The 20,246-nt window shown below is 56.5% G+C and carries 23 protein-coding genes and 1 tRNA gene; 17 read left to right on the top strand and 7 right to left on the bottom strand.

The window, feature by feature from the left end:
- Positions 1-34 precede the first annotated feature (34 nt).
- Genes AC6I8I_RS16715 through AC6I8I_RS16690 form a run of 6 tightly spaced genes read left to right on the top strand, consistent with a single transcriptional unit; the run spans position 35 to position 4,219 of the window.
- On the top strand, positions 35-613 hold the full coding sequence (locus AC6I8I_RS16715; protein ID WP_497828101.1) for a phage baseplate assembly protein V: 579 nt from the start codon (positions 35-37) through the stop codon (positions 611-613).
- A complete protein-coding gene (locus AC6I8I_RS16710; RefSeq protein WP_497828100.1) occupies positions 610-966 on the top strand; it encodes a GPW/gp25 family protein in 357 nt (118 codons plus the stop codon). The genes AC6I8I_RS16715 and AC6I8I_RS16710 overlap by 4 nt, the downstream gene beginning before the upstream one ends.
- Complete coding sequence (locus AC6I8I_RS16705; protein ID WP_497828099.1) at positions 953-1,867, top strand: baseplate J/gp47 family protein; 915 nt, start codon at positions 953-955, stop codon at positions 1,865-1,867. The genes AC6I8I_RS16710 and AC6I8I_RS16705 overlap by 14 nt, the downstream gene beginning before the upstream one ends.
- On the top strand, positions 1,864-2,475 hold the full coding sequence (locus AC6I8I_RS16700) for a phage tail protein I (RefSeq protein ID WP_497828098.1): 612 nt from the start codon (positions 1,864-1,866) through the stop codon (positions 2,473-2,475). The genes AC6I8I_RS16705 and AC6I8I_RS16700 overlap by 4 nt, the downstream gene beginning before the upstream one ends.
- Positions 2,472-3,626: a phage tail protein gene (locus AC6I8I_RS16695; RefSeq protein ID WP_497828097.1), complete on the top strand. Its 1,155-nt coding sequence runs from the start codon at positions 2,472-2,474 to the stop codon at positions 3,624-3,626. Before AC6I8I_RS16700 ends, AC6I8I_RS16695 begins: the two co-directional genes overlap by 4 nt.
- Positions 3,626-4,219 (top strand): tail fiber assembly protein, encoded by a 594-nt coding sequence (locus AC6I8I_RS16690; protein ID WP_497828096.1) that lies wholly within the window; start codon positions 3,626-3,628, stop codon positions 4,217-4,219. Before AC6I8I_RS16695 ends, AC6I8I_RS16690 begins: the two co-directional genes overlap by 1 nt.
- A gap of 74 nt (positions 4,220-4,293) precedes the next feature.
- On the opposite strand, the gene AC6I8I_RS16685 is transcribed toward AC6I8I_RS16690, so the two are convergent.
- A complete protein-coding gene (locus AC6I8I_RS16685) occupies positions 4,294-4,860 on the bottom strand; it encodes a hypothetical protein (protein WP_497828095.1) in 567 nt (188 codons plus the stop codon).
- A 145-nt stretch (positions 4,861-5,005) separates the two neighbouring features.
- Here AC6I8I_RS16685 and AC6I8I_RS16680 point away from each other — a divergent pair, with 145 nt between their 5' ends.
- The 8 genes from AC6I8I_RS16680 (at position 5,006) to AC6I8I_RS16645 (ending at position 11,732) form a co-directional block, all read left to right on the top strand.
- Positions 5,006-6,175 (top strand): phage tail sheath protein, encoded by a 1,170-nt coding sequence (locus AC6I8I_RS16680; RefSeq protein ID WP_497828094.1) that lies wholly within the window; start codon positions 5,006-5,008, stop codon positions 6,173-6,175.
- A 12-nt stretch (positions 6,176-6,187) separates the two neighbouring features.
- Positions 6,188-6,703, top strand: coding sequence for a phage major tail tube protein (locus tag AC6I8I_RS16675; RefSeq protein WP_033752530.1), 516 nt, complete (start codon positions 6,188-6,190; stop codon positions 6,701-6,703).
- Positions 6,704-6,757: 54 nt separating this feature from the next.
- Positions 6,758-7,060 carry a phage tail assembly protein gene (locus tag AC6I8I_RS16670; protein WP_033752527.1) on the top strand — a complete coding sequence of 101 codons (303 nt, stop codon included), beginning with the start codon at positions 6,758-6,760 and terminating at the stop codon, positions 7,058-7,060.
- Complete coding sequence (locus AC6I8I_RS16665; protein WP_072010443.1) at positions 7,057-7,197, top strand: GpE family phage tail protein; 141 nt, start codon at positions 7,057-7,059, stop codon at positions 7,195-7,197. Before AC6I8I_RS16670 ends, AC6I8I_RS16665 begins: the two co-directional genes overlap by 4 nt.
- Entirely contained in the window at positions 7,190-9,871 is a 2,682-nt protein-coding gene (locus AC6I8I_RS16660; protein WP_497828093.1) for a phage tail tape measure protein, read from the top strand. The genes AC6I8I_RS16665 and AC6I8I_RS16660 overlap by 8 nt, the downstream gene beginning before the upstream one ends.
- On the top strand, positions 9,871-10,356 hold the full coding sequence (locus AC6I8I_RS16655) for a phage tail protein (protein ID WP_293774513.1): 486 nt from the start codon (positions 9,871-9,873) through the stop codon (positions 10,354-10,356). The genes AC6I8I_RS16660 and AC6I8I_RS16655 overlap by 1 nt, the downstream gene beginning before the upstream one ends.
- Positions 10,353-11,450 (top strand): phage late control D family protein, encoded by a 1,098-nt coding sequence (locus AC6I8I_RS16650; RefSeq protein ID WP_497828092.1) that lies wholly within the window; start codon positions 10,353-10,355, stop codon positions 11,448-11,450. Before AC6I8I_RS16655 ends, AC6I8I_RS16650 begins: the two co-directional genes overlap by 4 nt.
- A 63-nt stretch (positions 11,451-11,513) precedes the next feature.
- Entirely contained in the window at positions 11,514-11,732 is a 219-nt protein-coding gene (locus AC6I8I_RS16645; protein ID WP_072051019.1) for an ogr/Delta-like zinc finger family protein, read from the top strand.
- Between the two features lie 22 nt (positions 11,733-11,754).
- On the opposite strand, the gene AC6I8I_RS16640 is transcribed toward AC6I8I_RS16645, so the two are convergent.
- From AC6I8I_RS16640 to AC6I8I_RS16630, 3 genes are all read right to left on the bottom strand, one after another.
- A complete protein-coding gene (locus AC6I8I_RS16640) occupies positions 11,755-12,129 on the bottom strand; it encodes a hypothetical protein (RefSeq protein WP_497828091.1) in 375 nt (124 codons plus the stop codon).
- A 125-nt stretch (positions 12,130-12,254) separates the two neighbouring features.
- Positions 12,255-12,330: transfer RNA gene (locus tag AC6I8I_RS16635), tRNA-Ile, on the bottom strand.
- Positions 12,331-12,532: 202 nt separating this feature from the next.
- The gene (locus AC6I8I_RS16630) at positions 12,533-13,324 is read right to left on the bottom strand and encodes an SDR family NAD(P)-dependent oxidoreductase (protein ID WP_497828090.1); all 792 of its coding nucleotides are present in this window, start codon (positions 13,322-13,324) and stop codon (positions 12,533-12,535) included.
- A gap of 138 nt (positions 13,325-13,462) precedes the next feature.
- Here AC6I8I_RS16630 and AC6I8I_RS16625 point away from each other — a divergent pair, with 138 nt between their 5' ends.
- Together AC6I8I_RS16625 and mug are read left to right on the top strand one after the other, a co-directional pair.
- Positions 13,463-14,047: a TetR/AcrR family transcriptional regulator gene (locus tag AC6I8I_RS16625; RefSeq protein WP_312758599.1), complete on the top strand. Its 585-nt coding sequence runs from the start codon at positions 13,463-13,465 to the stop codon at positions 14,045-14,047.
- Positions 14,044-14,556 carry a G/U mismatch-specific DNA glycosylase gene (gene mug, locus AC6I8I_RS16620; RefSeq protein ID WP_312758597.1) on the top strand — a complete coding sequence of 171 codons (513 nt, stop codon included), beginning with the start codon at positions 14,044-14,046 and terminating at the stop codon, positions 14,554-14,556. Before AC6I8I_RS16625 ends, mug begins: the two co-directional genes overlap by 4 nt.
- An 83-nt stretch (positions 14,557-14,639) precedes the next feature.
- On the opposite strand, the gene rpoD is transcribed toward mug, so the two are convergent.
- The 3 genes from rpoD to rpsU all read right to left on the bottom strand — a co-directional run bounded on the left by rpoD (position 14,640) and on the right by rpsU (position 18,939).
- The gene (gene rpoD / locus AC6I8I_RS16615; RefSeq protein ID WP_031376492.1) at positions 14,640-16,484 is read right to left on the bottom strand and encodes an RNA polymerase sigma factor RpoD; all 1,845 of its coding nucleotides are present in this window, start codon (positions 16,482-16,484) and stop codon (positions 14,640-14,642) included.
- 375 nt (positions 16,485-16,859) lie between these two features.
- The gene (gene dnaG / locus AC6I8I_RS16610; RefSeq protein ID WP_312053138.1) at positions 16,860-18,605 is read right to left on the bottom strand and encodes a DNA primase; all 1,746 of its coding nucleotides are present in this window, start codon (positions 18,603-18,605) and stop codon (positions 16,860-16,862) included.
- 118 nt (positions 18,606-18,723) lie between these two features.
- Entirely contained in the window at positions 18,724-18,939 is a 216-nt protein-coding gene (rpsU, locus tag AC6I8I_RS16605; RefSeq protein WP_001144069.1) for a 30S ribosomal protein S21, read from the bottom strand.
- Between the two features lie 278 nt (positions 18,940-19,217).
- Here rpsU and tsaD point away from each other — a divergent pair, with 278 nt between their 5' ends.
- Entirely contained in the window at positions 19,218-20,231 is a 1,014-nt protein-coding gene (gene tsaD, locus AC6I8I_RS16600) for a tRNA (adenosine(37)-N6)-threonylcarbamoyltransferase complex transferase subunit TsaD (RefSeq protein ID WP_312053136.1), read from the top strand.
- The last annotated feature ends 15 nt before the right edge of the window (positions 20,232-20,246 follow it).

The following is a 20,246-nucleotide window of genomic DNA, read 5'->3' as shown; positions in this document are numbered from 1 at the left end:
ATAAATATACGAACATAGCGTTTAAATTAAAAGCATGAAAACACAACTGACCGAAATCATGCGTCTTATTACCAACCTGATCCGCACCGGCACCGTGTCCGAGGTAGACCCGGTGAACTGGCTGTGCCGGGTGAAAACGGGCGACATCGAAACCAACTGGATTAACTGGCTCACCACGCGCGCCGGCAGCACCCGCACATGGTGGAAACCCACCGTTGGCGAGCAGGTTGTACTGCTGAGCCTGGGCGGCAACCTCGAAACCGCATTTGCGCTGCCCGCCGTCTATTCCGACGCCTTCCCGCCGCCGGACTATTCAGAAAACGGCGCGACAACCGTGTTTCAGGACGGCGGCTGGTTTCAGTACGAGCCGGAAACCGGCCAGCTGCTGATAAAGAACATCAAAAGTGTGCGGATTGAGGCGGCAGACGGGATTCAGCTCATCACTGAGCAGTTTGGCGTGGACGCTGACCAGACCCGGATCAACAGCGAAACCGTGATGAACGGCGCGGTGACGCAGGGCGGCGGCGGCATGAGTTCAAACGGCGTCGTGGTGCATACCCATCAGCACGGCGGCGTGAAGTCCGGCAGCGATATGTCAGGAGGTCCGCAATGATGTATCTCGGCATGAACCGCGACACCGGCGAGGCGATCACCGACATCGACCATATCCGCCAGAGCGTGCGCGACATCCTGATGACGCCGGAAGGCAGCCGACTGCAGCGCCGGGAATACGGCTCGCTGCTGTCGGTGCTGATTGACCAGCCACAAAACGACGTGATCCGCCTGCAGGTGATGGCGGCGGTGTATACCGCGCTCAGCCGCTGGGAGCCGCGCATCAGGCTGAACACCGTCAACATTACCAGCGCCTTTGACGGCTCAATAGTGGTTGAACTGACCTGCCAGCGGGATGATGGCTCGCCGGTTGCCATGTCTGTTTCAACGGGGGTGAACAGTGGCAGTAATTGACCTTTCCCAGCTGCCCGCGCCTGAAGTGATTGAGGTGCCGGACTTTGAAACCATGCTGGCCGAGCGCAAAGAGGCGCTGATCGCGCTCTACCCGGCGGAGGAGCAGGCGGCGGTGCGCCGCGTGCTGGCGCTGGAGTCCGATCCGATAGTGAAGACGCTGCAGGAAAACACTTACCGGGAAATCCTGCTGCGCCAGCGCATCAACGAAGCGGCTCAGGCGGTCATGGTGGCCTACGCGCTCGGCAGCGATCTGGACCAGCTGGCCGCAAACCATAACGTGCAGCGCCTGACCGTGACCCCGGCTGACCCTGACGCGGTGCCGCCGGTCGATGCCGTGATGGAAACCGACGATGCCCTGCGGGTGCGCGTGCCGGAGGCGTTTGAGGGGCTGAGCGTGGCCGGGCCGACGGCGGCCTATGAGTTTCACGCAAAGAGCGCGGACGGCCGCGTCCAGGACGTATCGGCAACCAGTCCGTCACCGGCCAGCGTGCTGATCACCGTCCTGAGCCGCGAAGGCAACGGCGAAGCGCCGGCGGATTTGCTGGCTACAGTGAACACCGCACTGAACGCCGAAAGCGTGCGGCCCGTAGCGGACCGCGTGACTGTGCAGGGCGCGACCATTCAAGACTACAGCGTGAAGGCAAAGCTGCACCTGTTTGATGGCGTGGCGGCCAGCCCCTGTCTTGAGGCGGCAAACGCGCAGCTGGCCGCTTACCTCATCGAGCAGAAAAAGCTGGGCCGCAGCGTGCGCCGCGAGTCCTACGGGGCGGTGCTGCGCGTGCCCGGCGTGGACTGGGTGGAGATGATCGAACCGGCGGCGGACATCATCCTGGACCGCACGGCAGCGGGCAACTGCACCGGCACGGACATTTCGGTGGCGGCTGACGAGGTGCTGACATGAGCAACAGCAGCCTGATGCCGTCCGGCTCGTCCGCGCTGGAGCGCCGCCTGGCGGAAGCCTGCAGCGGCATTACCGGTCTGAACGTGCCGCTGCGCGACCTGTGGAACCCGGCAACCTGCCCGGTCAGCTTTCTGCCGTATCTGGCCTGGGCGTTTTCGGTGGACCGATGGGACGAAGGCTGGGCGGAAAGCATCAAGCGGCAGGTAGTGCTCGATGCGTTTTATATCCATCAGCACAAGGGCACCATCAGCGCTATCCGGCGCGTGGTGGAGCCATTCGGGTTCCTGATCCGCGTTATTGAGTGGTGGAAAACCGGGGAAGCGCCCGGCACGTTTCGTCTGGATATCGGCGTGCAGGACCAGGGCATTACGGAAGAAACCTATCACGAGCTGGAACGGCTCATCAGTGACGCTAAACCCTGCAGCCGTCACCTGCTGGGCATGTCCATCAACCTGCAGGTAAGCGGTGAAACGCGCATTGCCGCCGCGAGCTATGACGGTGACGATCTCTCGATTTACCCGTACACCCCGGAAATTCTTTCCGTCAGCGGCCCGACGTATGCGGGCGCGGCGGTTCACGTTATCGACCTGATGGAAGTGGGACAATGACACAAAAATTTTATGCAATCGTGACCAACCTCGGCGCGGCCAAAATTGCCAACGCCGCCGCGCTCGGCACAAAGCTGAACATCACGCAGATGGCCGTGGGCGACGGCGGCGGCACGCTGCCCACGCCGAACGCCAGCCAGACAAAGCTGGTAAACGAGGTGCGCCGGGCTGCCATCAATATGCTGAGCGTTGACCCGGCCAACGCCAGCCAGGTGATTGCCGAACAGGTGATCCCGGAGAATGAGGGCGGTTTCTGGATCAGGGAGATGGGCCTGTTTGACGCAGACGGGACGCTGATTGCGGTCTGCAACACGCCGGAAACTTATAAGCCCGCGCTGCAGGAAGGCAGCGGCCGGACGCAGACCGTGCGCATGATCCTGATTGTTAACAGCACCGACGCCATCACCCTGAAGATTGATCCGTCTGTGGTGCTGGCAACGCGGAAATATGTGGATGACAGTATCCTGACGGTCCGCCAGTACGCCGATAAGCTGATGGCGGATCATCTGGCGGCTGAAAACCCGCATGACCAGTACATGCAGACAGCGAATGCGCTGGCAGAAATCAGGGACGCAGGCCTGATTGCTGAGGTTCTCAAAAACCTTGGTTTAGGCGAAGGCGCGCCCGTTATCGGTTCGCCGTTCCCCTGGCCTCACGCAAAAATGCCGAATGAACTGTTTACCTCAATGTCTGGCATGGTCTTTCTGAAAAGTAACGGGGCCAGTTTCAGCGGCACGCTATACCCCAAACTGGCGCTGGCTTATCCGGCGCTTAAGCTGCCCGATCTGCGCGGAGAATTCATCAGGGGCTGGGATGACGGGAGAGGCGCAGATGCAGCGCGCGCTATTCTGAGTGCGCAGGATTCAACTTATCTGCGCACAGGTACGATGGACTTTCTCGGCCGAGAAAACGAGGGCACTAGTGTCGGTATCGGCATTCCGTACTCAAACGCAGATTCTGTAACCCGAACCCTGACACCGCCTTCCGGCTCATTCAGGGCACCAAATAACACAAACATTGACGGAGCCACTCAGAGAGATAACGGCGTTAACGGCACGTCAATGAATAATGCATACGGTAGCGACGGTAATGTCTGGATTTCAGCGCGCCCGCGTAACGTGGCATTTAACTACATCGTGAGGGCTGCATAATGGCTAAGGTAACGCTTGATAAAAATGGCCTGGCAAAATCGGCCGGCACGCTGAAGATATATAATTTTGATGCGGAAAACGGAGAATTTATCGGCTCCAGCGATGAGTTTCTGCCACAGGGCGTCGGGCTGCCCGCTTATGCCTGCCTGACTGCGCCGCCTGACGCACAGGCGGGCAGCGTTGCCGTGTACCGAGACGGGAGCTGGCATAGCGTGCCGGACCATCGCGGCGAAACGGTCTACTCCGTTGCTGATGGTTCGGCAATCGTAATATCAGAGTTGGGCGACTATCCGGCAGATACAACGCCGCTTGCGCCTGCAACAGCCTGGGATAAGTGGGACGAGGAAAAGTGGGTAACTGATGCGGATGCGCAGCAGGCTGCCGATGTAAAGAGCGCAGCCAGGCAGAAATCTGCGCTCATCAGCGAGGCGAACAGCGTTACCCAAGCATGGCAGACGCAGCTGCTGCTCGGCATCGTTACGGACGAAGACAAATCCATACTACTCAGATGGATGAAATACATTCAGAGATTACAGGCAACAGATATTATAAATGCCCCAATGGTAAACTGGCCAGAAAAACCATCTATGTAAAAGCAGGCCGGATGGCCTGCTTTATATTTTCATTTGCAACAACTTTCCAAAAAGACAAAAATTCTTTAAAATAATTAAAAGCTCAGCCCTAACACCTCAAGTACCCACTGGCTTGCATCACTTATTTTTTGCGTCACCCCGAGCCTTTCGCTAAAAATTACAATTGAGAAGATAATGGCAGTTAAACCTAACGAGCCAAAAAAAGCCAAAATACCAGGCTTTTCTATAAATAAAGATATTGCGTAAAAGATTATCGCACATAAAACAAGAAAGGATAGAAGAATGATTAAATAAGACGCTGTGGAATTTGGGGGAGCATCATTTATACTGGAAACAAAAAGATGAGGTACTGTTATCAAGAAAAAGGCAAGTGTCGCCATATTCAACGCCCATCTGACAGGAATACATAGCTTCTCTGTCAACTTAAACCTGTCGAGAGTAAACGCTATAATTGCAAACGTAGCCGATCCGGTTTCAAGAAGTATTATTAGCTCTTTATTGCTTTTTTTAAAAGCTTCGCCATCATTCATATAAAACAATGAAAATGAAAGCAGTAGCGAGACCATAATTATATTTGCAATCACCTTAAATTCTTTAAGATCTTCAGCTTTTCTTTCTTGGGAGCCATTGTTCATCGTCATTTCTCATTAATTCCTAATTACGCGAATTGAACTTCGAGGGCTTTTTTACTCAGCCCTTGTGCCATTCCTTACACAATTAAGACATCATGAATTAAGGCCTTTATTATTTCAATATGGCGTTCATCTTTTACAGGAGAACCGCCCTATGGCACAGGATTATCATCACGGCGTGCGCGTTGAGGAAATCAACGAAGGCACGCGAAGCATCACCACCGTCAGCACCGCGATTGTGGGGCTTGTCTGTACCGGCGACGACGCCGACGCGGCCACCTTTCCGCTTAACCGCCCGGTGCTGCTGACCGACGTATTAACCGCCAGCGGCAAAGCGGGAGAATCCGGCACGCTGGCCCGCTCGCTGGATGCTATCGCCGACCAGTCCAAACCCGTTACCGTCGTTGTGCGCGTGCCGCAGGGCGAAACCGAGGCGGAAACCACCGCTAACATCATCGGCGGCGTGACCGACGGCCAGCGCACCGGGATGAAGGCGCTGCTGGCCGCGCAGGCCGTCTGTGGCGTCAAGCCGCGCATTCTTGGCGTACCGGGACATGACACGCAGGCCGTTGCGACCGAGCTGCTGAGCGTGGCGCAGAGCCTGCGCGGCTTTGCCTACCTGTCAGCCTACGGCTGCAAAAGCGCAGAGGAGGCCATCGCCTACCGCGCCAACTTCAGCCAGCGTGAAGGGATGCTTATCTGGCCTGACTTCATCAATTTTGACACCGTGCTGAAAGCGGACGCGACGGCCTACGCCACCGCCCGCGCGCTCGGACTGCGCGCCAAAATCGACGAGCAGACCGGCTGGCACAAGTCCCTCTCAAACGTCGGGGTGAACGGCGTCACCGGCATTTCCAAAGACGTATTCTGGGACCTGCAGGATCCGGCAACGGACGCGGGCCTGCTGAACCAGAACGACGTCACCACGCTGATCCGCAAAGACGGCTTCCGCTTCTGGGGTTCCCGCTGCCTGAGCGACGACGCGCTGTTTCCGTTTGAGTGTTACACCCGCACCGCGCAGGTGCTGATGGACACCATGGCCGAGGCGCAGATGTGGTCCGTTGACGGCCCGCTGAACCCGTCGCTGGCCCGCGACATCATCGAGAGCATCCGCGCGAAGCTGCGCAGCCTGGTTAATCAGGGCTACCTCATCGGGGCGGACTGCTGGCTGGATGAAAGCGTGAACGACAAGGACACGCTGAAGGCGGGCAAGCTGACCATCGACTACGACTACACGCCGGTGCCACCGCTGGAAAACCTGCTGCTGCGCCAGCGCATCACCGACCAGTACCTGGTCGATTTCAGCAGCCGCGTGAGTGCATAAGGAGACTGAAACATGGCATTACCCCGCAAGCTCAAGCACCTGAACGTATTTAACGCAGGCAACAACTGGCAGGGGCTGGTTGAGTCCATCACGCTGCCGAAAGTCACCCGCAAGTTTGAGAAGTACCGCGGCGGCGGCATGGCCGGTGCAGTAGACATCGACATGGGCCTGGACGACGGCGCGCTGGATACGGAATTCACTGTAGGCGGCACCGAGGCGCTGCTGTTCAAGCAGCTGGGCACCGCCACTGTGGACGGCGTGCAGCTGCGCTTTACCGGCTCTATCCAGCGCGACGACACCGGCGAAGTGCAGGCGGTCGAGCTGGTCACGCGCGGCCGCTACAAAGAGCTGGATTCCGGCGAGTGGAAGACCGGCGATTCAAGCACCACCAAGGTGTCCGCGACCAACAGCTACGCCAAGCTGACCATTAACAACGAAGTGGTTTACGAGATTGACCTCGTGAACATGATCCACATCGTGGACGGCACCGACCTGATGGAAGCGCACCGTAACGCGCTCGGCCTCTGATAAACCCGGCAGGGGCAGCCCTGCCGCTCTGAAACGTATAAACGGAAAATAATCATGACCGACAAAACTACCGAAAAAGCTGTTGAGCTGGACACCCCCATCCTGCGCGGCAAAACCGAAGTTACCAGCGTGACCGTCCGCAAGCCGCAGGCCGGGGCGCTGCGCGGCATCCGCCTGCAGGCGCTGATGGACATGGACGTGAACGCGATGATGGCCGTGCTGCCGCGCGTCACGAACCCGGCGCTGACCGTGCAGGAAATTAACGAAATGGACCCCGCCGATCTGCTGTCCCTGTCGGTCGAGGTGATCACTTTTTTGTTGCCGAAGTCGGCGCTGTCAGCTTTCCCGACAGCCTGACGGTAGAAGATCTGGTAGCGGACATCGCTACCGTTTTTCACTGGCCGCCGCCGGTGATGTACGCGGAGTCTCTGACGGACGTGCTGGAGTGGCGGCATAAAGCGATGCAGCGTAGCGGAGCCGGTGACGATGAGTGACACAAACCTGCGGCTGCAGGTGGTATTAAGCGCGGTTGATAAAATCACGCGCCCCTTTCGCAGCGCGCGCGACGGCTCTAAGGAGCTGTCCGCCGCGCTGAAGGCCAGCAAAGACGGCCTGAAATCCCTTAACGAGCAGGCGGGCCGCATTGACGGTTTCCGCAAAACCCGCTCACAGCTTGCCGTTACCGCCAACAACCTGAAGGCCGCCCGCGAGGAAGCGGCGCGCCTTGCCGTGCAGTTTACCGAAACGAACAGGCCCACGGCGCAGCAGGCCAGGCTGCTTGAGCAGGCAAAGAACCGCGCCAGCCAGCTGCAGCAGACATACAACGGCCTGCGCCTGTCGGTGCAGCGCCAGCGTGAGGCGCTGAACGCGGCGGGCATTGACACAAAACAGCTGAGCGAGGCGCAGCGCCGGCTAAAAACGGACGCGCAGGCTGCAACCGGGGCCATCGAGCGCCAGCAGGCAGAGTTGCGCAAGCTCGGCGAGCGGCAGCAGAAGATTCGCGACATCCAGGCGCGGCATGAAAAGCTGACCGAGACGCGCAATAAGCTGGCCGGTAACGGCGCGGGCATGGTGGCAACCGGCGTTGCTACCGGCGCAACCCTGATGGCCCCGGTGCGCGCCTATGCGGATTCGGAGAACGCCGCGACGCAGCTGGCCGCCTCCATGATGGGGCCGGGCGCTAAGGTGCTGCCGGAGTATGAAAAAATCAACAGGCTGGCAGTGAGCCTGGGCGACAAGCTGCCCGGCACCACGGCGGACTTTCAGAACATGATGACCATGCTTCGCCGCCAGGGCATGAGCGCGCAGGCGATCCTGGGCGGGCTGGGTGAGGCGACGGCCTATCTCGGCGTGCAGCTGCAAATGGCCCCGACCGACGCGGCGGAGTTTGCGGCGAAGCTGCAGGACGCCACGCAGACCAGCGAAAAGGACATGATGGCGCTCACCGACATCATTCAGAAGGGATTTTATGCGGGCGTGGATTCGGAAAACATGCTGCAGGGATTTTCCAAAATCGGCAGCGCCATGGACATCATCAAAAAGAAAGGGATCGATGCGGCGAGAGAATTTGCGCCCCTGCTTGTGATGGCTGATCAGCAGGGTATGGACGGCGGCTCGGCAGGTAACGCTTACCGCAAGGTGCTGCAGGCCATGATGGACAACAAGAAAATCAAAGGGGTGAATGAGGACCTGAAAGGCACGGGGGTGAAATTTGATTTCACCAACGGCAAAGGAGAATTTGCCGGTATTAAGAAAATGTATGTGCAGCTGGATCAGCTAAAGGCGCTTAGCACCGAGAAGCGGCTGCGGACGCTCAAAGATATGTTTGGCGACGATGCGGAAACGCTGCAGGTGCTAAACAACATGATTGCTAAAGGGCTTGCCGGGTACAGGGAAACCGCTGCGAAGCTCGACAACCAGGCGTCTCTGCGGGAGCGCGTTGACGCCTCGTTAAAGACATTGTCAAACCGCTGGGATGCGGCGAGCGGCTCGTTTACTAATGCAATGGCTGCAATTGGTGAGACGGTCGCGCCAGTGCTTAAACAGGTAGCCGACTGGCTGGGAAATCTCGCTGGCGCATTAGGCACGTTTGTAAAACAGCACCCGCAACTGACGGCGGCGCTGTTCAAGATAGCGGCGGGATTTGCCATCGTGACAGCAGGGGTAGGGGCGGCATTGCTGGTCTTTGCGTCAACAATCGGTCCCATGCTGCTAATGCGTATGCTTATGAACAAGACGGGCCTTCAGGCGTTTACCTCGTTTGGACTCATGCGTAAGGCTATTGGCCTTGTTGGTAATGGCGTGCTGTGGCTGGGGCGGCTGATGATGGCGAACCCCATTCTGGCCGTGGTCGGGCTGATTGCTATGGCTGCCATATATATCTGGCAGAACTGGGACACGCTAGGGCCGAAATTTGCCGCGCTGTGGGATGGCATCAGCACCAAAGTCAGCAATGTATGGACGGCGATCCGCACCTACATCAGCATCAAATGGGATGAAATCGTGGCCGACGTGAAGGCGCTGCCCGCGCGCTTTCAGGAAGCTGGCTCGCAGATGATTGACGGCCTGATGGCAGGCATCAGCCAGAAATGGGATGCGCTTAAAAGCAAACTGTCCTCGCTGACTGATTACCTGCCGGACTTTCTAAAGCCCGGCAACGACAAGCCAGGCACACCGGCGCAGGCAGCACGACCACGCCCGGCGCAGGTCACGGCAGACGGGAAAGTGGCGCTGCCGCCGGGCGGCTTTCCGGCTTTTCCGAGAATGTACGACACCGGCGGGCATATTCCGTCCGGGCAGTTCGGCATCGTCGGAGAAAACGGGCCTGAAATTGTGAACGGCCCGGCCAACATAACCAGCCGCCGCCGCACTGCCGCGCTGGCCGCCTCTGCCGCGCTGGCTATGGGCATGGCCGCAACGCCAGCGGCTGCGCGTCCGTTGCATCCGATGAGCCAGCCTGCGCAGACATACCGGCAGGAAGCGGCACGACCGCAACCGGCGGCCAGTATGTCGCCCGTGACCGTTAATGCCTCTATCACGATCATGCAGCAGCAAGGGCAGAGCGCGCAGGACGTAGCGGACGAAGTTATGCGCAGACTTGAGGCAAAAGAGCGACAGGCGAAAGCCCGCGCCCGCAGCAGCTACCACGACAGAGAAGGAATTGAATAATGATGATGACGCTGGGGATGTTCGTTTTCATGCTGCAGACGGTCCCTTATCAGGAGCTGCAGATCCAGCGCAGCTGGCGGTTTCCGTCAAACAGCCGCGTCGGCGTGCGCTCGTCCCTCCAGTTTCTGGGGCCGGATAATGAAACTCTGACGCTTTCGGGCGTCCTGCTGCCGGAGATTACCGGCGGCAGGCTGTCACTGCTGGCGCTGGAGCAGATAGCAGAGCTGGGGCGCGCGTGGCCGCTGATAGAAGGAAGCGGCACCATTTACGGCATGTTTGTGATCGAGAGCCTGAGCCAGACCAAAGCGGAGTTTTTCAGCAGTGGCGTCTGCCGGCGCATAGAGTTCACGCTCACCCTGAAGCGCACCGACGAAACGCTGGGCGAAATGTTCGGCAGTCTGAGCGATCAGCTCTCAGCCATGAAGGGCGCGGCGACGGACGCCGCAGGTAAAGTTACCAGCATGATTGGGGGGCTGCTTTCATGAGCGCCACGAAATGGATAAACGGCCAGGCAAATTCCCCATCCTTCAGGCTGACGCTTGAGGGCGCGGACATCACGCAAAAGATTGAGAAGCGGCTTATAAGCCTGACGCTCACGGATAACCGGGGATTTGAGGCTGACCAGCTGGACATCGAGCTGGACGACGCAGACTGCCAGCTGCTACTGCCTCGCCGGGGCGTCTCTCTGTCGCTGGCGCTCGGCTGGCAGGGTGAGGCACTTTTTCCGAAAGGCACCTTTATCGTGGACGAAATAGAGCATTCCGGCACGCCTGACCGGCTGACCCTGCGTGCCCGCAGCGCCGACTTCAGGCAGACGCTCAATACTAAGCGTGAAAAATCATGGCACCAGACTACCGTGGGCGACATCGTGAAAGACATCGCAGGCCGCCACAAGCTGAAGATCGCCCTGGGTGATGATGTGGCAAAGATGGCCGTAGATCACCTTGACCAGACCAACGAGTCTGACGCCAGCTTTCTGATGCGCCTGGCGAAACAGTCAGGCGCGATAGCCTCTATCAAAAACGGCAATCTGCTGTTCATACGTCAGGGGCAGGGTAAAACGGCCAGCGGTAAGGCGCTGCCGGTGATCACCATTCAACGCAAGGACGGCGACAGCCACCGCTTTACCATGGCTGACCGCGACGCCTACACCGGCGTGATTGCCAGCTGGCTGCATACCCGCGAACCGACAAAAAAACCGGTGGCGAAAGTAAAGCGCAGGCGGAAAAAGACGACAAAGAAAAAAGAGCCGGAAGCCAAACAGGGCGATTACCTGATCGGAACGGATGAAAACGTCCTGGTGCTGAGCCGTACCTATGCAAACCGGGCTAATGCAGAGCGCGCGGCCAAAATGCGTTGGGAGCGCCTGCAGCGCGGGGTTGCGTCATTTTCTATACAGCTGGCTCGCGGCCGGGCAGATCTCTACACCGAGATGCCGGTAAAGGTGAGCGGCTTCAAGCAGCAGATAGATGCGGGCGAATGGATTGTTACGACGCTTACGCACAGCCTCAGCGCGGACAGTGGCTATACAACAAGCATTGATCTTGAGGTAAAAATCGACTCATTAGAAATGGAATAAGAAGTATCCCAATTGGGGTTTTTTGTGTATTATCCACCCAAAATGAGATTCGGGGGCTGGGTTATGATGAATTGTCCATTGTGTGGGAATGCGGCCCATACGCGTAGTAGCTTTCAAGTTTCTAAGACAACGAAGGAGCGCTATAACCAGTGCCAAAACATCAATTGTGGTTGCACCTTCAAGTCCCATGAAACAGTGGCAGAAATTATAATGAATCCGGGCAAGGTCAAGCCTGCCCCTCCGCATCCTGACAGAACACTTCAGGGCGCGCTCTGGTTATAAATAAGAACCCGCTAATGCGGGTTTATTTTTGAATCAGAGACTTTATATACCCTTCAGACTCATTCATATTCATTGGCGCTAACTTCTTGCATTCAGCGCCGCCTCCGTTCATTACCACTTCCTGATCCTGAGAAGAGTTTAAAACTACAACTTTCTTAATCAGGGAAGGTTGCCAGCTTTTCCCAACATATTGCGTATCGCATATCCCGCGAAAAAATGAGGTAGCAATTTCTTCATTAACGGTAGGTTTTGTGATGGTCATTGAAAGCACACCGTTCTCCAGGGAGGACGAAGAGTGTTGATAGACGTTAATCACTTCTTGTACTGGCTTCGGCACCTCTTCAGCCAGGGCGCTGAGGGAAGCGAACAGGGTAAGCGCTAAAGCGGTTTTTTTCATGTTATGAGCCTCAGACTAGGGATTAGGCAAAAAATCTGCTGCCATTTTGCTGCCAATGGCCTCGCGGCAAACAAAAAAGCCACCGATAAAAGGTGGCTTAACTCAATGATTTTAAAGCTAAAATTTGGTGGCCCCTGCTGGGTTTGAACCAGCGACCAAGCGATTATGAGTCGCCTGCTCTAACCACTGAGCTAAGGGGCCAGCGGAGCGGGGATTATAAAGTATCTCTTCTGAGCGATCCAGCACTCCGCCACCGGTTGCTGAAATAAGCAGCAGGCTTTTACCTGCTGATTTCTATAACAAATATCCCGATGAACCGTAACAGGGTGTCAAACTGCTACGGCAGGATGCCGCCATACCATTAGCAAAACCGCTGCCGGTTGTGCCCTGGCGGATGTCGGGATCAGCTCTGGTGGTAGCGCGTAGCGGATTTATTACGCGACAGGTGAGGCACCATCGTGCCGCGCGCCCGATCGTAATCCTGCCACATCTGCAGATCTTCCAGCGGCGGAATCGTTACCGCTTCTTTGTTGTCGAGACCGGCCAGCGCCGCATCGACCATTTCATCGACTTCCATCAGCATTTCGGCCGGGATGGTGTTGATCGGCTGGCCGGCACGGTCAAATATCTCAGTACGGGTTGCGCCAGGGAGCACCGCCTGTACATGTACACCACTGTCAGCAAGCTCACGCTGCATCGCACGCGTTAGCGTCAGCACGTAAGATTTAGTGGCATTGTAGGCGCCGTTGAACATCTCATGCACCAGAGCCAGCACCGAAGCGATATTAATGATGATGCCGTTGCCTCGCGCTTTAAAAGCCCGGCCAGCGGCCTGCGCCAGTCGGGTTGGCGTAACGATATTTAACGTCAGCATGCTGTTGATGCGGTTAATATCCGCCTCCAGGAACTCTCCTTCCACGCTCATACCCGCGTTATTCAGCAGCAGGGTGATATTGGCATTGGTTGCCAGTTCAGACTCAACCCGTTGCACATCCTGTTCATCGGTTAAATCAGCAGCCAGTACCTTAACCTGAACAGTGTGCTGCTCACTCAGTAACGCCGCCAGCTGGTTCAGACGCGATTCGTCGCGTGCCACCAGAATCAGATCGTAACCGCGTGCAGCCAGTCGTTTCGCATAAGTTGCGCCGATGCCGCTGGACGCACCGGTTATTAACGCCGTACCTGATGTTGACATAGTTTACTCCTCGTATGATGGTCGTCATAATTCACACCAATATGACGATCATCATATGCGCCGTCAAGCTGGAATATGATGAGCGTAATAATTACTATAATAGCCAGAAGCAACGCATCTGAAACCGCAGGAGAGGATATGGAGAAGCAGACCAGCAAAGCGCATACGCGGCAGCGTATCCTGAGTGAGGCTGCGCGAGTCATGCGTGAGACCGGCACCGAGGGCATTGGCGTGGCGGCCCTGATGAAGCGGGTTGGCCTGACGCACGGCGGCTTTTATGCGCATTTTGCCTCACGCGAGGAACTGGTGCAGGAGGTGCTTAAGCATATGTTTGCCGAGGCGGGCAGTTTTGCGCCAGCGGATCAGGTGACGCAGCCAGGCCAGCAGTTAGCCGGATTTATTGATACCTACCTTTCCGAGGCGCATCGCAATACCCCAGCGGAAGGGTGCCCAATCGCTGCGCTGGTAAGTGAAGTTGCGCATCTGCCTGAGCAGACCCGCTCTATCTTTGCACAAGGTATCGATGCGCTGCATGACGGCCTGGCGCAAATGCTGCGTGAGCTGGAGCGTGAAGATGCAGATGCGCTGGCCTCCAGCATGCAGGCCGAGATGGTCGGGGCGCTGGCGCTGGCGCGTGCCTGTCCGGATGCAGAGGATGCCCGTCAGATACTCCAGCGCAGCCGCGAGGCTCTGAAGCAGCGCGCCGGACTGGTGGCCGCATGATTGAGCACAGCATCCGCGACATCATCAGCGCCAACCTCAACGTGCTGTTCTGCGGCATCAATCCTGGCCAGTCAACCGCCCATCAGGGCTATCACTTTGCCCATCCCGGTAATCGCTTCTGGAAAGTGATCCACCTGGCTGGTTTTACTCAGCAACAGCTTAAACCGGAAGAGGAACAGCGTTTAACCGAGACAGGATGTGGCATCACTATGCTGGTTGAGCGGCCCACCGTGCAGGCGAGTGAGTTAGCGCCGGATGAATTACGCGATGGCGGAAAACGCCTGATTGAAAAGGTGCTGCATTATCAGCCCGCAGCTTTAGCCATCCTCGGCAAGGATGCGTTCCGGCGTGCCTTTCAGCAGAACAAGGTGACGTGGGGCAAACAGCCGATAGCGATCGGTAAAACAGAGCTCTGGGTACTGCCGAATCCCAGTGGACTGAATCGCGCGTCACTGGATGAGATGGTTGAAGCCTATCGACAGCTGCATGACGCATTGCAGGCGGGTTAAAACAGCGGTTAAGCGCAGGGCAGGGCGGTTATTGCTAAACGACAGGCATAAAAAACCCCGGCGTACCGGGGTTTTTGTCTGACTTAATCGTCGAGGAAGCTGCGCAGCACTTCCGAACGGCTCGGATGGCGCAGTTTACGCAGTGCTTTGGCTTCAATCTGACGAATACGCTCACGCGTCACGTCGAACTGTTTGCCCACTTCTTCCAGCGTATGGTCAGTGTTCATGTCGATGCCGAAACGCATGCGCAGCACTTTCGCTTCACGCGCGGTCAGGCCAGCCAGCACGTCGTGGGTCGCAGAACGCAGGCTTTCTGAAGTAGCCGAATCCAGCGGCAGCTCCAGCGTGGTGTCTTCGATAAAATCGCCCAGATGCGAATCTTCATCATCACCAATCGGCGTCTCCATTGAGATCGGCTCTTTAGCGATTTTCAGCACCTTACGAATCTTATCTTCTGGCATCAGCATGCGCTCAGCCAGCTCTTCCGGCGTCGGTTCACGGCCCATCTCCTGCAGCATCTGGCGCGAAATACGGTTGAGCTTGTTGATGGTCTCAATCATATGCACCGGAATACGGATGGTACGCGCCTGGTCGGCGATAGAGCGGGTGATAGCCTGACGGATCCACCAGGTCGCATAGGTCGAGAATTTGTAACCACGGCGATATTCAAACTTATCCACCGCTTTCATCAGGCCGATGTTACCTTCCTGAATCAGGTCGAGGAACTGCAGACCACGGTTGGTGTATTTCTTGGCAATCGAAATAACCAGACGCAGGTTTGCTTCCACCATCTCTTTCTTCGCGCGACGCGCTTTCGCTTCACCGATCGACATGCGACGGTTGATATCTTTTACCTGCTCAATGGTCAGGCCGGTCTCTTCTTCGATCTGCGCCAGTTTCTGCAGGGAACGCATCACGTCATCCTGCACTTCCAGCAGCTTCTCAGACCACGGCTTGTTCATGGCCAGCGCCGCTTTGAACCAGCTTTCGTTGGTTTCGTTGCCGGTGAACAGGGTAATGAAGTTTTTCTTCGGCATTTTGCACAGTTCGATACACAGCTTCATGATCAAACGTTCCTGAGTACGGACACGTTCCATCATTTCGCGCATATTGTTCACCAGGTAATCGAACTGCTTCGGTACCAGGCGGAACTGTTTGAAGACGTCAGAGAGGTTCTGGATTTCGGCAACGGCATCAGCGTGGCTGCGGCCTTTGCTCTTAATCACATTGCGGGTGGTTTCATACTGCTTACGCAGGTCAGAAAACTTCTCGCGCGCCAGTTCCGGGTCGATAGAGTTATCGTCGTCGGAGCTGTCATCGTCGCTCTCTTCATCTTCTTCTTCATCGTCAACACGATCGGCTTCAGAAAGCTCAGAGCCCACGTGCGTTGCCGTAGGGGCCAGATCTTCTTCCGCGTTAGGATCGACGAAACCGGTGATCAGATCGGACAGGCGTGATTCGCCTGCTTCAACTTTGTCGTACTGATCCAGCAGGTAAGTAATCGCCTCAGGGTATTCAGCAACGGAACATTGAACCTGATTGATACCGTCTTCAATACGCTTCGCGATGTCGATTTCGCCTTCGCGCGTCAGCAGTTCGACGGTACCCATTTCACGCATATACATGCGGACCGGGTCGGTAGTACGCCCAATTTCAGATTCAACGCTGGATAACACCTGAGCTGCAGCTTCCGCGGCATCTTCGTCAGTATCGGAGCTGTTTTCGTTCAGCATCAGATCGTCGGCATCCGGGGCTTCTTCAACCACCTGAATACCCATGTCGTTAATCATCTGGATGATGTCTTCGATCTGATCTGAGTCGACGATATCTTCCGGCAGATGGTCATTGACCTCAGCATAGGTCAGATAGCCTTGCTCCTTACCACGGGTGACAAGAAGCTTAAGCTGTGACTGCGGGTTTTGCTCCATAAGACGGTATCCACACTTCTGTTAATTAGATTGGTGTCGGTCGGCAGCGAGCCAACAATAGCAGTGAAGGCGTTTAGTTCTTGCCGCTGCCCTCGTCGCGGCGTGGGCTTTGCCCATCAGTATTCGGCACTTAAGCCGCTTGTATAAACTTGGTGCTAATGGCCTGGCTTACTCGCCATTCCGGTCCCCGGCAGTGCTCGCCTTCCTCACGTACTTCAGTACGCTGCGGAGGCTGTGCGCTGGCGGTAACCCGACTGGCAGCGATGCCGACGGCCGTTAAAATTTGTGCTAATGGCCTGGCTTACTCGCCATTCCGGCCATAAAACGCTTAATTTGCCCTTTCATACATCAGAACGGGCAAATCATTAAAAATGGTTATTTTCTGGCAAAAGCCTGGCTCAGTGTCCAGAGTTCGCGGCGCTCATCGGCGCTCAATCCCTGGGTGCGCTCGCGCGCAATCAAAAATTCCAGACGCTCTTCCAGAGCAGAATCGTAGATACTGGCCAGCGAGTCCTGAAACACCGCTTCGGCTTCCTCATCTACTATCATGTGGTTCCAGATCGCCAGAGTTTCAAGCGTCTGACTAAAATTTGTCCCGCGATATAACTCTAGTAGCTGTCCGGTGGTCAATCCAGGATTCTCATTACAACGGCCCACTAATTCGATAAATAGCGGTAATCCCGGCATTTTTGACTCAGAAAGCCCATCCAGCGACGGCACCATAGAAGCCAGCTGCGGGTTCTGAATCAGCAACGCGACCAGCACCCGCATGGTGGTTCGCTTAAGTGGTGGCGCAACCGGCACCGTTCCGCTTGCGGCCAGCTTCGGCATCAGCTTTTCAAGCTGATTGTCATCCAGAATACCCAGCTTGTTACCCAGCTCCTGACGCATATAAATACGCAGGGTTTCGCCAGGAATCTGCGAAATCAGCGGCAAAGCCAGCGTACTCAGGCGGGCTTTACCGTCGCGTGAACTCAGATCGACCTGCGGCAGCAGACTGTCGAATAAAAACGAAGAGAGCGGCATTGCCTGCTCCATCCTCGCTTCGAAAGCCGCTTTGCCTTCTTTGCGCACCAGCGTATCCGGGTCTTCGCCATCCGGTAAAAACATAAAGCGTAGCTGACGACCATCATTCATGTAAGGTAATGCGGTCTCAAGTGCACGCCAGGCGGCTTCACGGCCAGCGCGATCGCCGTCGTAACAGCAAATCACGTTGTCGGTACTGCGAAACAGCAGCTGAATATGCTCAGCCGTGGTTGAGGTGCCCAGCGAGGCGACGGCGTAATCAATGCCATACTGCGCCAGTGCCACCACATCCATGTATCCCTCGACCACCAGTAAACGGGCGGGTTCCGGATGGTTTTTTAGTGCTTCATACAGGCCATAAAGCTGGCGACCTTTATGAAAAATAGGTGTTTCCGGCGAGTTCAGATACTTAGGCGTATCGTTGCCTAATACCCGTCCGCCAAAACCAATGACGCGGCCACGCTTATCGCGAATCGGAAACATGACGCGGTCGCGAAACCGGTCATAGGTGCGACCCTTATCATTGCTGACCAGCATGCCAGCTTCCATCAACGACTCACGGTCTTCCGACTGCTTACCAAACCGTTTGAGAACGTTATCCCAGCCGGCAGGTGCGTAACCAATGGCGAAATGATTGATGATATCGGCGCTCAGACCACGACGATCGAGATAGTCGCGTGCTGGCTGCGCACTGGATTGCTGCAGGCCCTGCTGATAAAAACCGTTCAGGTTCTCCATCAGCTGATACAGGCTCTGGCGCTGATGGCGTTCCATCTGGCTGGGCCCGCTGCCTGCTTCATAAGGCACGTCTAAACCGTGGGAGGTGGCGAGCTCTTCGATACTTTCAACAAACTCGAGACGATCGTAGTTCATTAAAAAGTCGATAGCGTTGCCGTGTGCGCCACAGCCGAAACAGTGATAGAACTGTTTTTCGCCGTTTACGGTGAAAGAGGGCGTTTTTTCATTATGGAAAGGACAGCACGCGTGGAAATTCTTACCCTGCTTTTTCAGCTTAACGCGGGCATCGATCAGATCCACGATATCCGTGCGGGCAAGTAAATCATTAATAAATACGCGTGGAATTCGTCCAGCCATACGCCCCAGATTTTCAGCTCATAAACGGCAACAAGCCGCGCTTCCTTTCGGAAAGCACGGCCTTTTACTTGACTCTGTCTGCGTTTAACACGCGGTGGAGGCGGACCTCCAAAAGAAATTAGTACAGACGAGTGCGGCGTGCGTTTTCGCGAGCCAGTTTCTTGGCGTGACGCTTAACTGCAGACGCTTTAGCGCGCTTACGTTCGGTAGTCGGTTTTTCATAGAACTCACGACGACGAACTTCAGCCAGAACGCCTGCTTTCTCGCAGGAACGCTTGAAGCGACGCAATGCTACGTCAAATGGCTCGTTTTCACGTACTTTAATTACCGGCATGTAACTCTCACCTCGATAAAATTCGGTTTTTGCTGCTGACTGCGGCGCCAGCACATTTCAAAATGGTGCAGCATTTTACTCCAACTCGCGTTGGTTTGTAAAGCACCATGGATAATTTGAAACCAACAGGAGCGTTTGCCTGTGCGGCTGCCGGTTTTTCCAGGGGCGGGAGTATAGCGTACTCTTTAGCCGACAGAAAATGACTTTTTGCGAGGATTGCCCGCTCTGCCCGCACAATTGCTGTGCTAAACTGCGCGCCGCGAGAAAGAGGTGATGCAATGCGAATTCTGGGTATTGAAACGTCATGCGATGAAACCGGCATCGCAATTTATGATGATGAGACCGGGTTACTGGCGAATCAGCTGTACAGCCAGGTAAAACTGCACGCCGACTATGGCGGTGTGGTGCCGGAACTGGCATCACGCGACCACGTGCGTAAAACCGTGCCGTTAATTCAGGCAGCGCTGAAACAGGCTGGGTTAGCGCCGAATCAAATCGATGCGGTGGCTTATACGGCCGGTCCGGGACTGGTCGGCGCACTGCTGGTCGGTGCCACCATTGGCCGCGCGCTGGCCTTTGCCTGGAAAGTGCCCGCGGTGCCGGTTCATCATATGGAAGGCCACCTGCTGGCACCGATGCTGGAAGACAATCCGCCCGCGTTTCCGTTTGTAGCGCTGCTGGTGTCGGGCGGCCATACCCAGCTGATTAGCGTCACCGGTATCGGTGAATATACCTTGCTGGGCGAATCGATTGATGATGCGGCCGGTGAAGCGTTCGATAAAACCGCCAAGCTGCTCGGACTGGATTATCCCGGCGGACCGATGCTGTCGAAGATGGCGCAGCAGGGAACGGCAGGGCGCTTTACCTTCCCGCGTCCGATGACCGACCGTCCGGGGCTGGACTTTAGCTTCTCGGGCCTGAAAACCTTTGCCGCTAATACCATTCGCGCCAATGATGATGACGCGCAGACCCGCGCCGATATCGCCCGGGCCTTTGAAGATGCGGTAGTCGACACGCTGGCGATCAAATGCAAACGCGCGCTGGATCAAACCGGCTTCAGACGTCTGGTGATTGCCGGCGGCGTCAGCGCCAACCGAACGCTGCGCGAGCAGATGGCGGTGATGATGCAGAAGCGTGGCGGAGAAGTCTTTTACGCGCGTCCTGAGTTCTGTACCGATAACGGTGCGATGATCGCGTATGCGGGCATGGTGCGGTTGAAAGGCGGAACGCGCGGGGGATTAGGCGTCAGCGTACGGCCGCGCTGGCCGTTGGCGGAACTGCCCGCCATCTGAGGGTAAAAAAGCCGG

It is taken from the genome of Pantoea sp. X-Soil-YNGN-775 (genome assembly GCF_059730575.1).
This window is presented reverse-complemented; position numbering and strand designations above follow the sequence as displayed.

Bases quoted from the DNA above. Each gene is read 5' to 3' on its own strand.
- tsaD (WP_312053136.1), top strand. From the start codon at position 19,218: ATGCGAATTCTGGGTATTGAAACGTCATGCGATGAAACCGGCATCGCA.
- AC6I8I_RS16700 (WP_497828098.1), top strand. From the start codon at position 1,864: ATGAGCAACAGCAGCCTGATGCCGTCCGGCTCGTCCGCGCTGGAGCGC.
- AC6I8I_RS16710 (WP_497828100.1), top strand. From the start codon at position 610: ATGATGTATCTCGGCATGAACCGCGACACCGGCGAGGCGATCACCGAC.
- AC6I8I_RS16660 (WP_497828093.1), top strand. From the start codon at position 7,190: ATGAGTGACACAAACCTGCGGCTGCAGGTGGTATTAAGCGCGGTTGAT.
- AC6I8I_RS16645 (WP_072051019.1), top strand. From the start codon at position 11,514: ATGATGAATTGTCCATTGTGTGGGAATGCGGCCCATACGCGTAGTAGC.
- AC6I8I_RS16690 (WP_497828096.1), top strand. From the start codon at position 3,626: ATGGCTAAGGTAACGCTTGATAAAAATGGCCTGGCAAAATCGGCCGGC.
- AC6I8I_RS16695 (WP_497828097.1), top strand. From the start codon at position 2,472: ATGACACAAAAATTTTATGCAATCGTGACCAACCTCGGCGCGGCCAAA.
- AC6I8I_RS16675 (WP_033752530.1), top strand. From the start codon at position 6,188: ATGGCATTACCCCGCAAGCTCAAGCACCTGAACGTATTTAACGCAGGC.
- rpsU (WP_001144069.1), bottom strand. From the start codon at position 18,939: ATGCCGGTAATTAAAGTACGTGAAAACGAGCCATTTGACGTAGCATTG.
- rpoD (WP_031376492.1), bottom strand. From the start codon at position 16,484: ATGGAGCAAAACCCGCAGTCACAGCTTAAGCTTCTTGTCACCCGTGGT.
- AC6I8I_RS16655 (WP_293774513.1), top strand. From the start codon at position 9,871: ATGATGATGACGCTGGGGATGTTCGTTTTCATGCTGCAGACGGTCCCT.
- AC6I8I_RS16670 (WP_033752527.1), top strand. From the start codon at position 6,758: ATGACCGACAAAACTACCGAAAAAGCTGTTGAGCTGGACACCCCCATC.
- AC6I8I_RS16680 (WP_497828094.1), top strand. From the start codon at position 5,006: ATGGCACAGGATTATCATCACGGCGTGCGCGTTGAGGAAATCAACGAA.
- AC6I8I_RS16650 (WP_497828092.1), top strand. From the start codon at position 10,353: ATGAGCGCCACGAAATGGATAAACGGCCAGGCAAATTCCCCATCCTTC.
- AC6I8I_RS16625 (WP_312758599.1), top strand. From the start codon at position 13,463: ATGGAGAAGCAGACCAGCAAAGCGCATACGCGGCAGCGTATCCTGAGT.
- AC6I8I_RS16685 (WP_497828095.1), bottom strand. From the start codon at position 4,860: ATGACGATGAACAATGGCTCCCAAGAAAGAAAAGCTGAAGATCTTAAA.
- dnaG (WP_312053138.1), bottom strand. From the start codon at position 18,605: ATGGCTGGACGAATTCCACGCGTATTTATTAATGATTTACTTGCCCGC.
- AC6I8I_RS16630 (WP_497828090.1), bottom strand. From the start codon at position 13,324: ATGTCAACATCAGGTACGGCGTTAATAACCGGTGCGTCCAGCGGCATC.
- AC6I8I_RS16715 (WP_497828101.1), top strand. From the start codon at position 35: ATGAAAACACAACTGACCGAAATCATGCGTCTTATTACCAACCTGATC.
- AC6I8I_RS16640 (WP_497828091.1), bottom strand. From the start codon at position 12,129: ATGAAAAAAACCGCTTTAGCGCTTACCCTGTTCGCTTCCCTCAGCGCC.
- mug (WP_312758597.1), top strand. From the start codon at position 14,044: ATGATTGAGCACAGCATCCGCGACATCATCAGCGCCAACCTCAACGTG.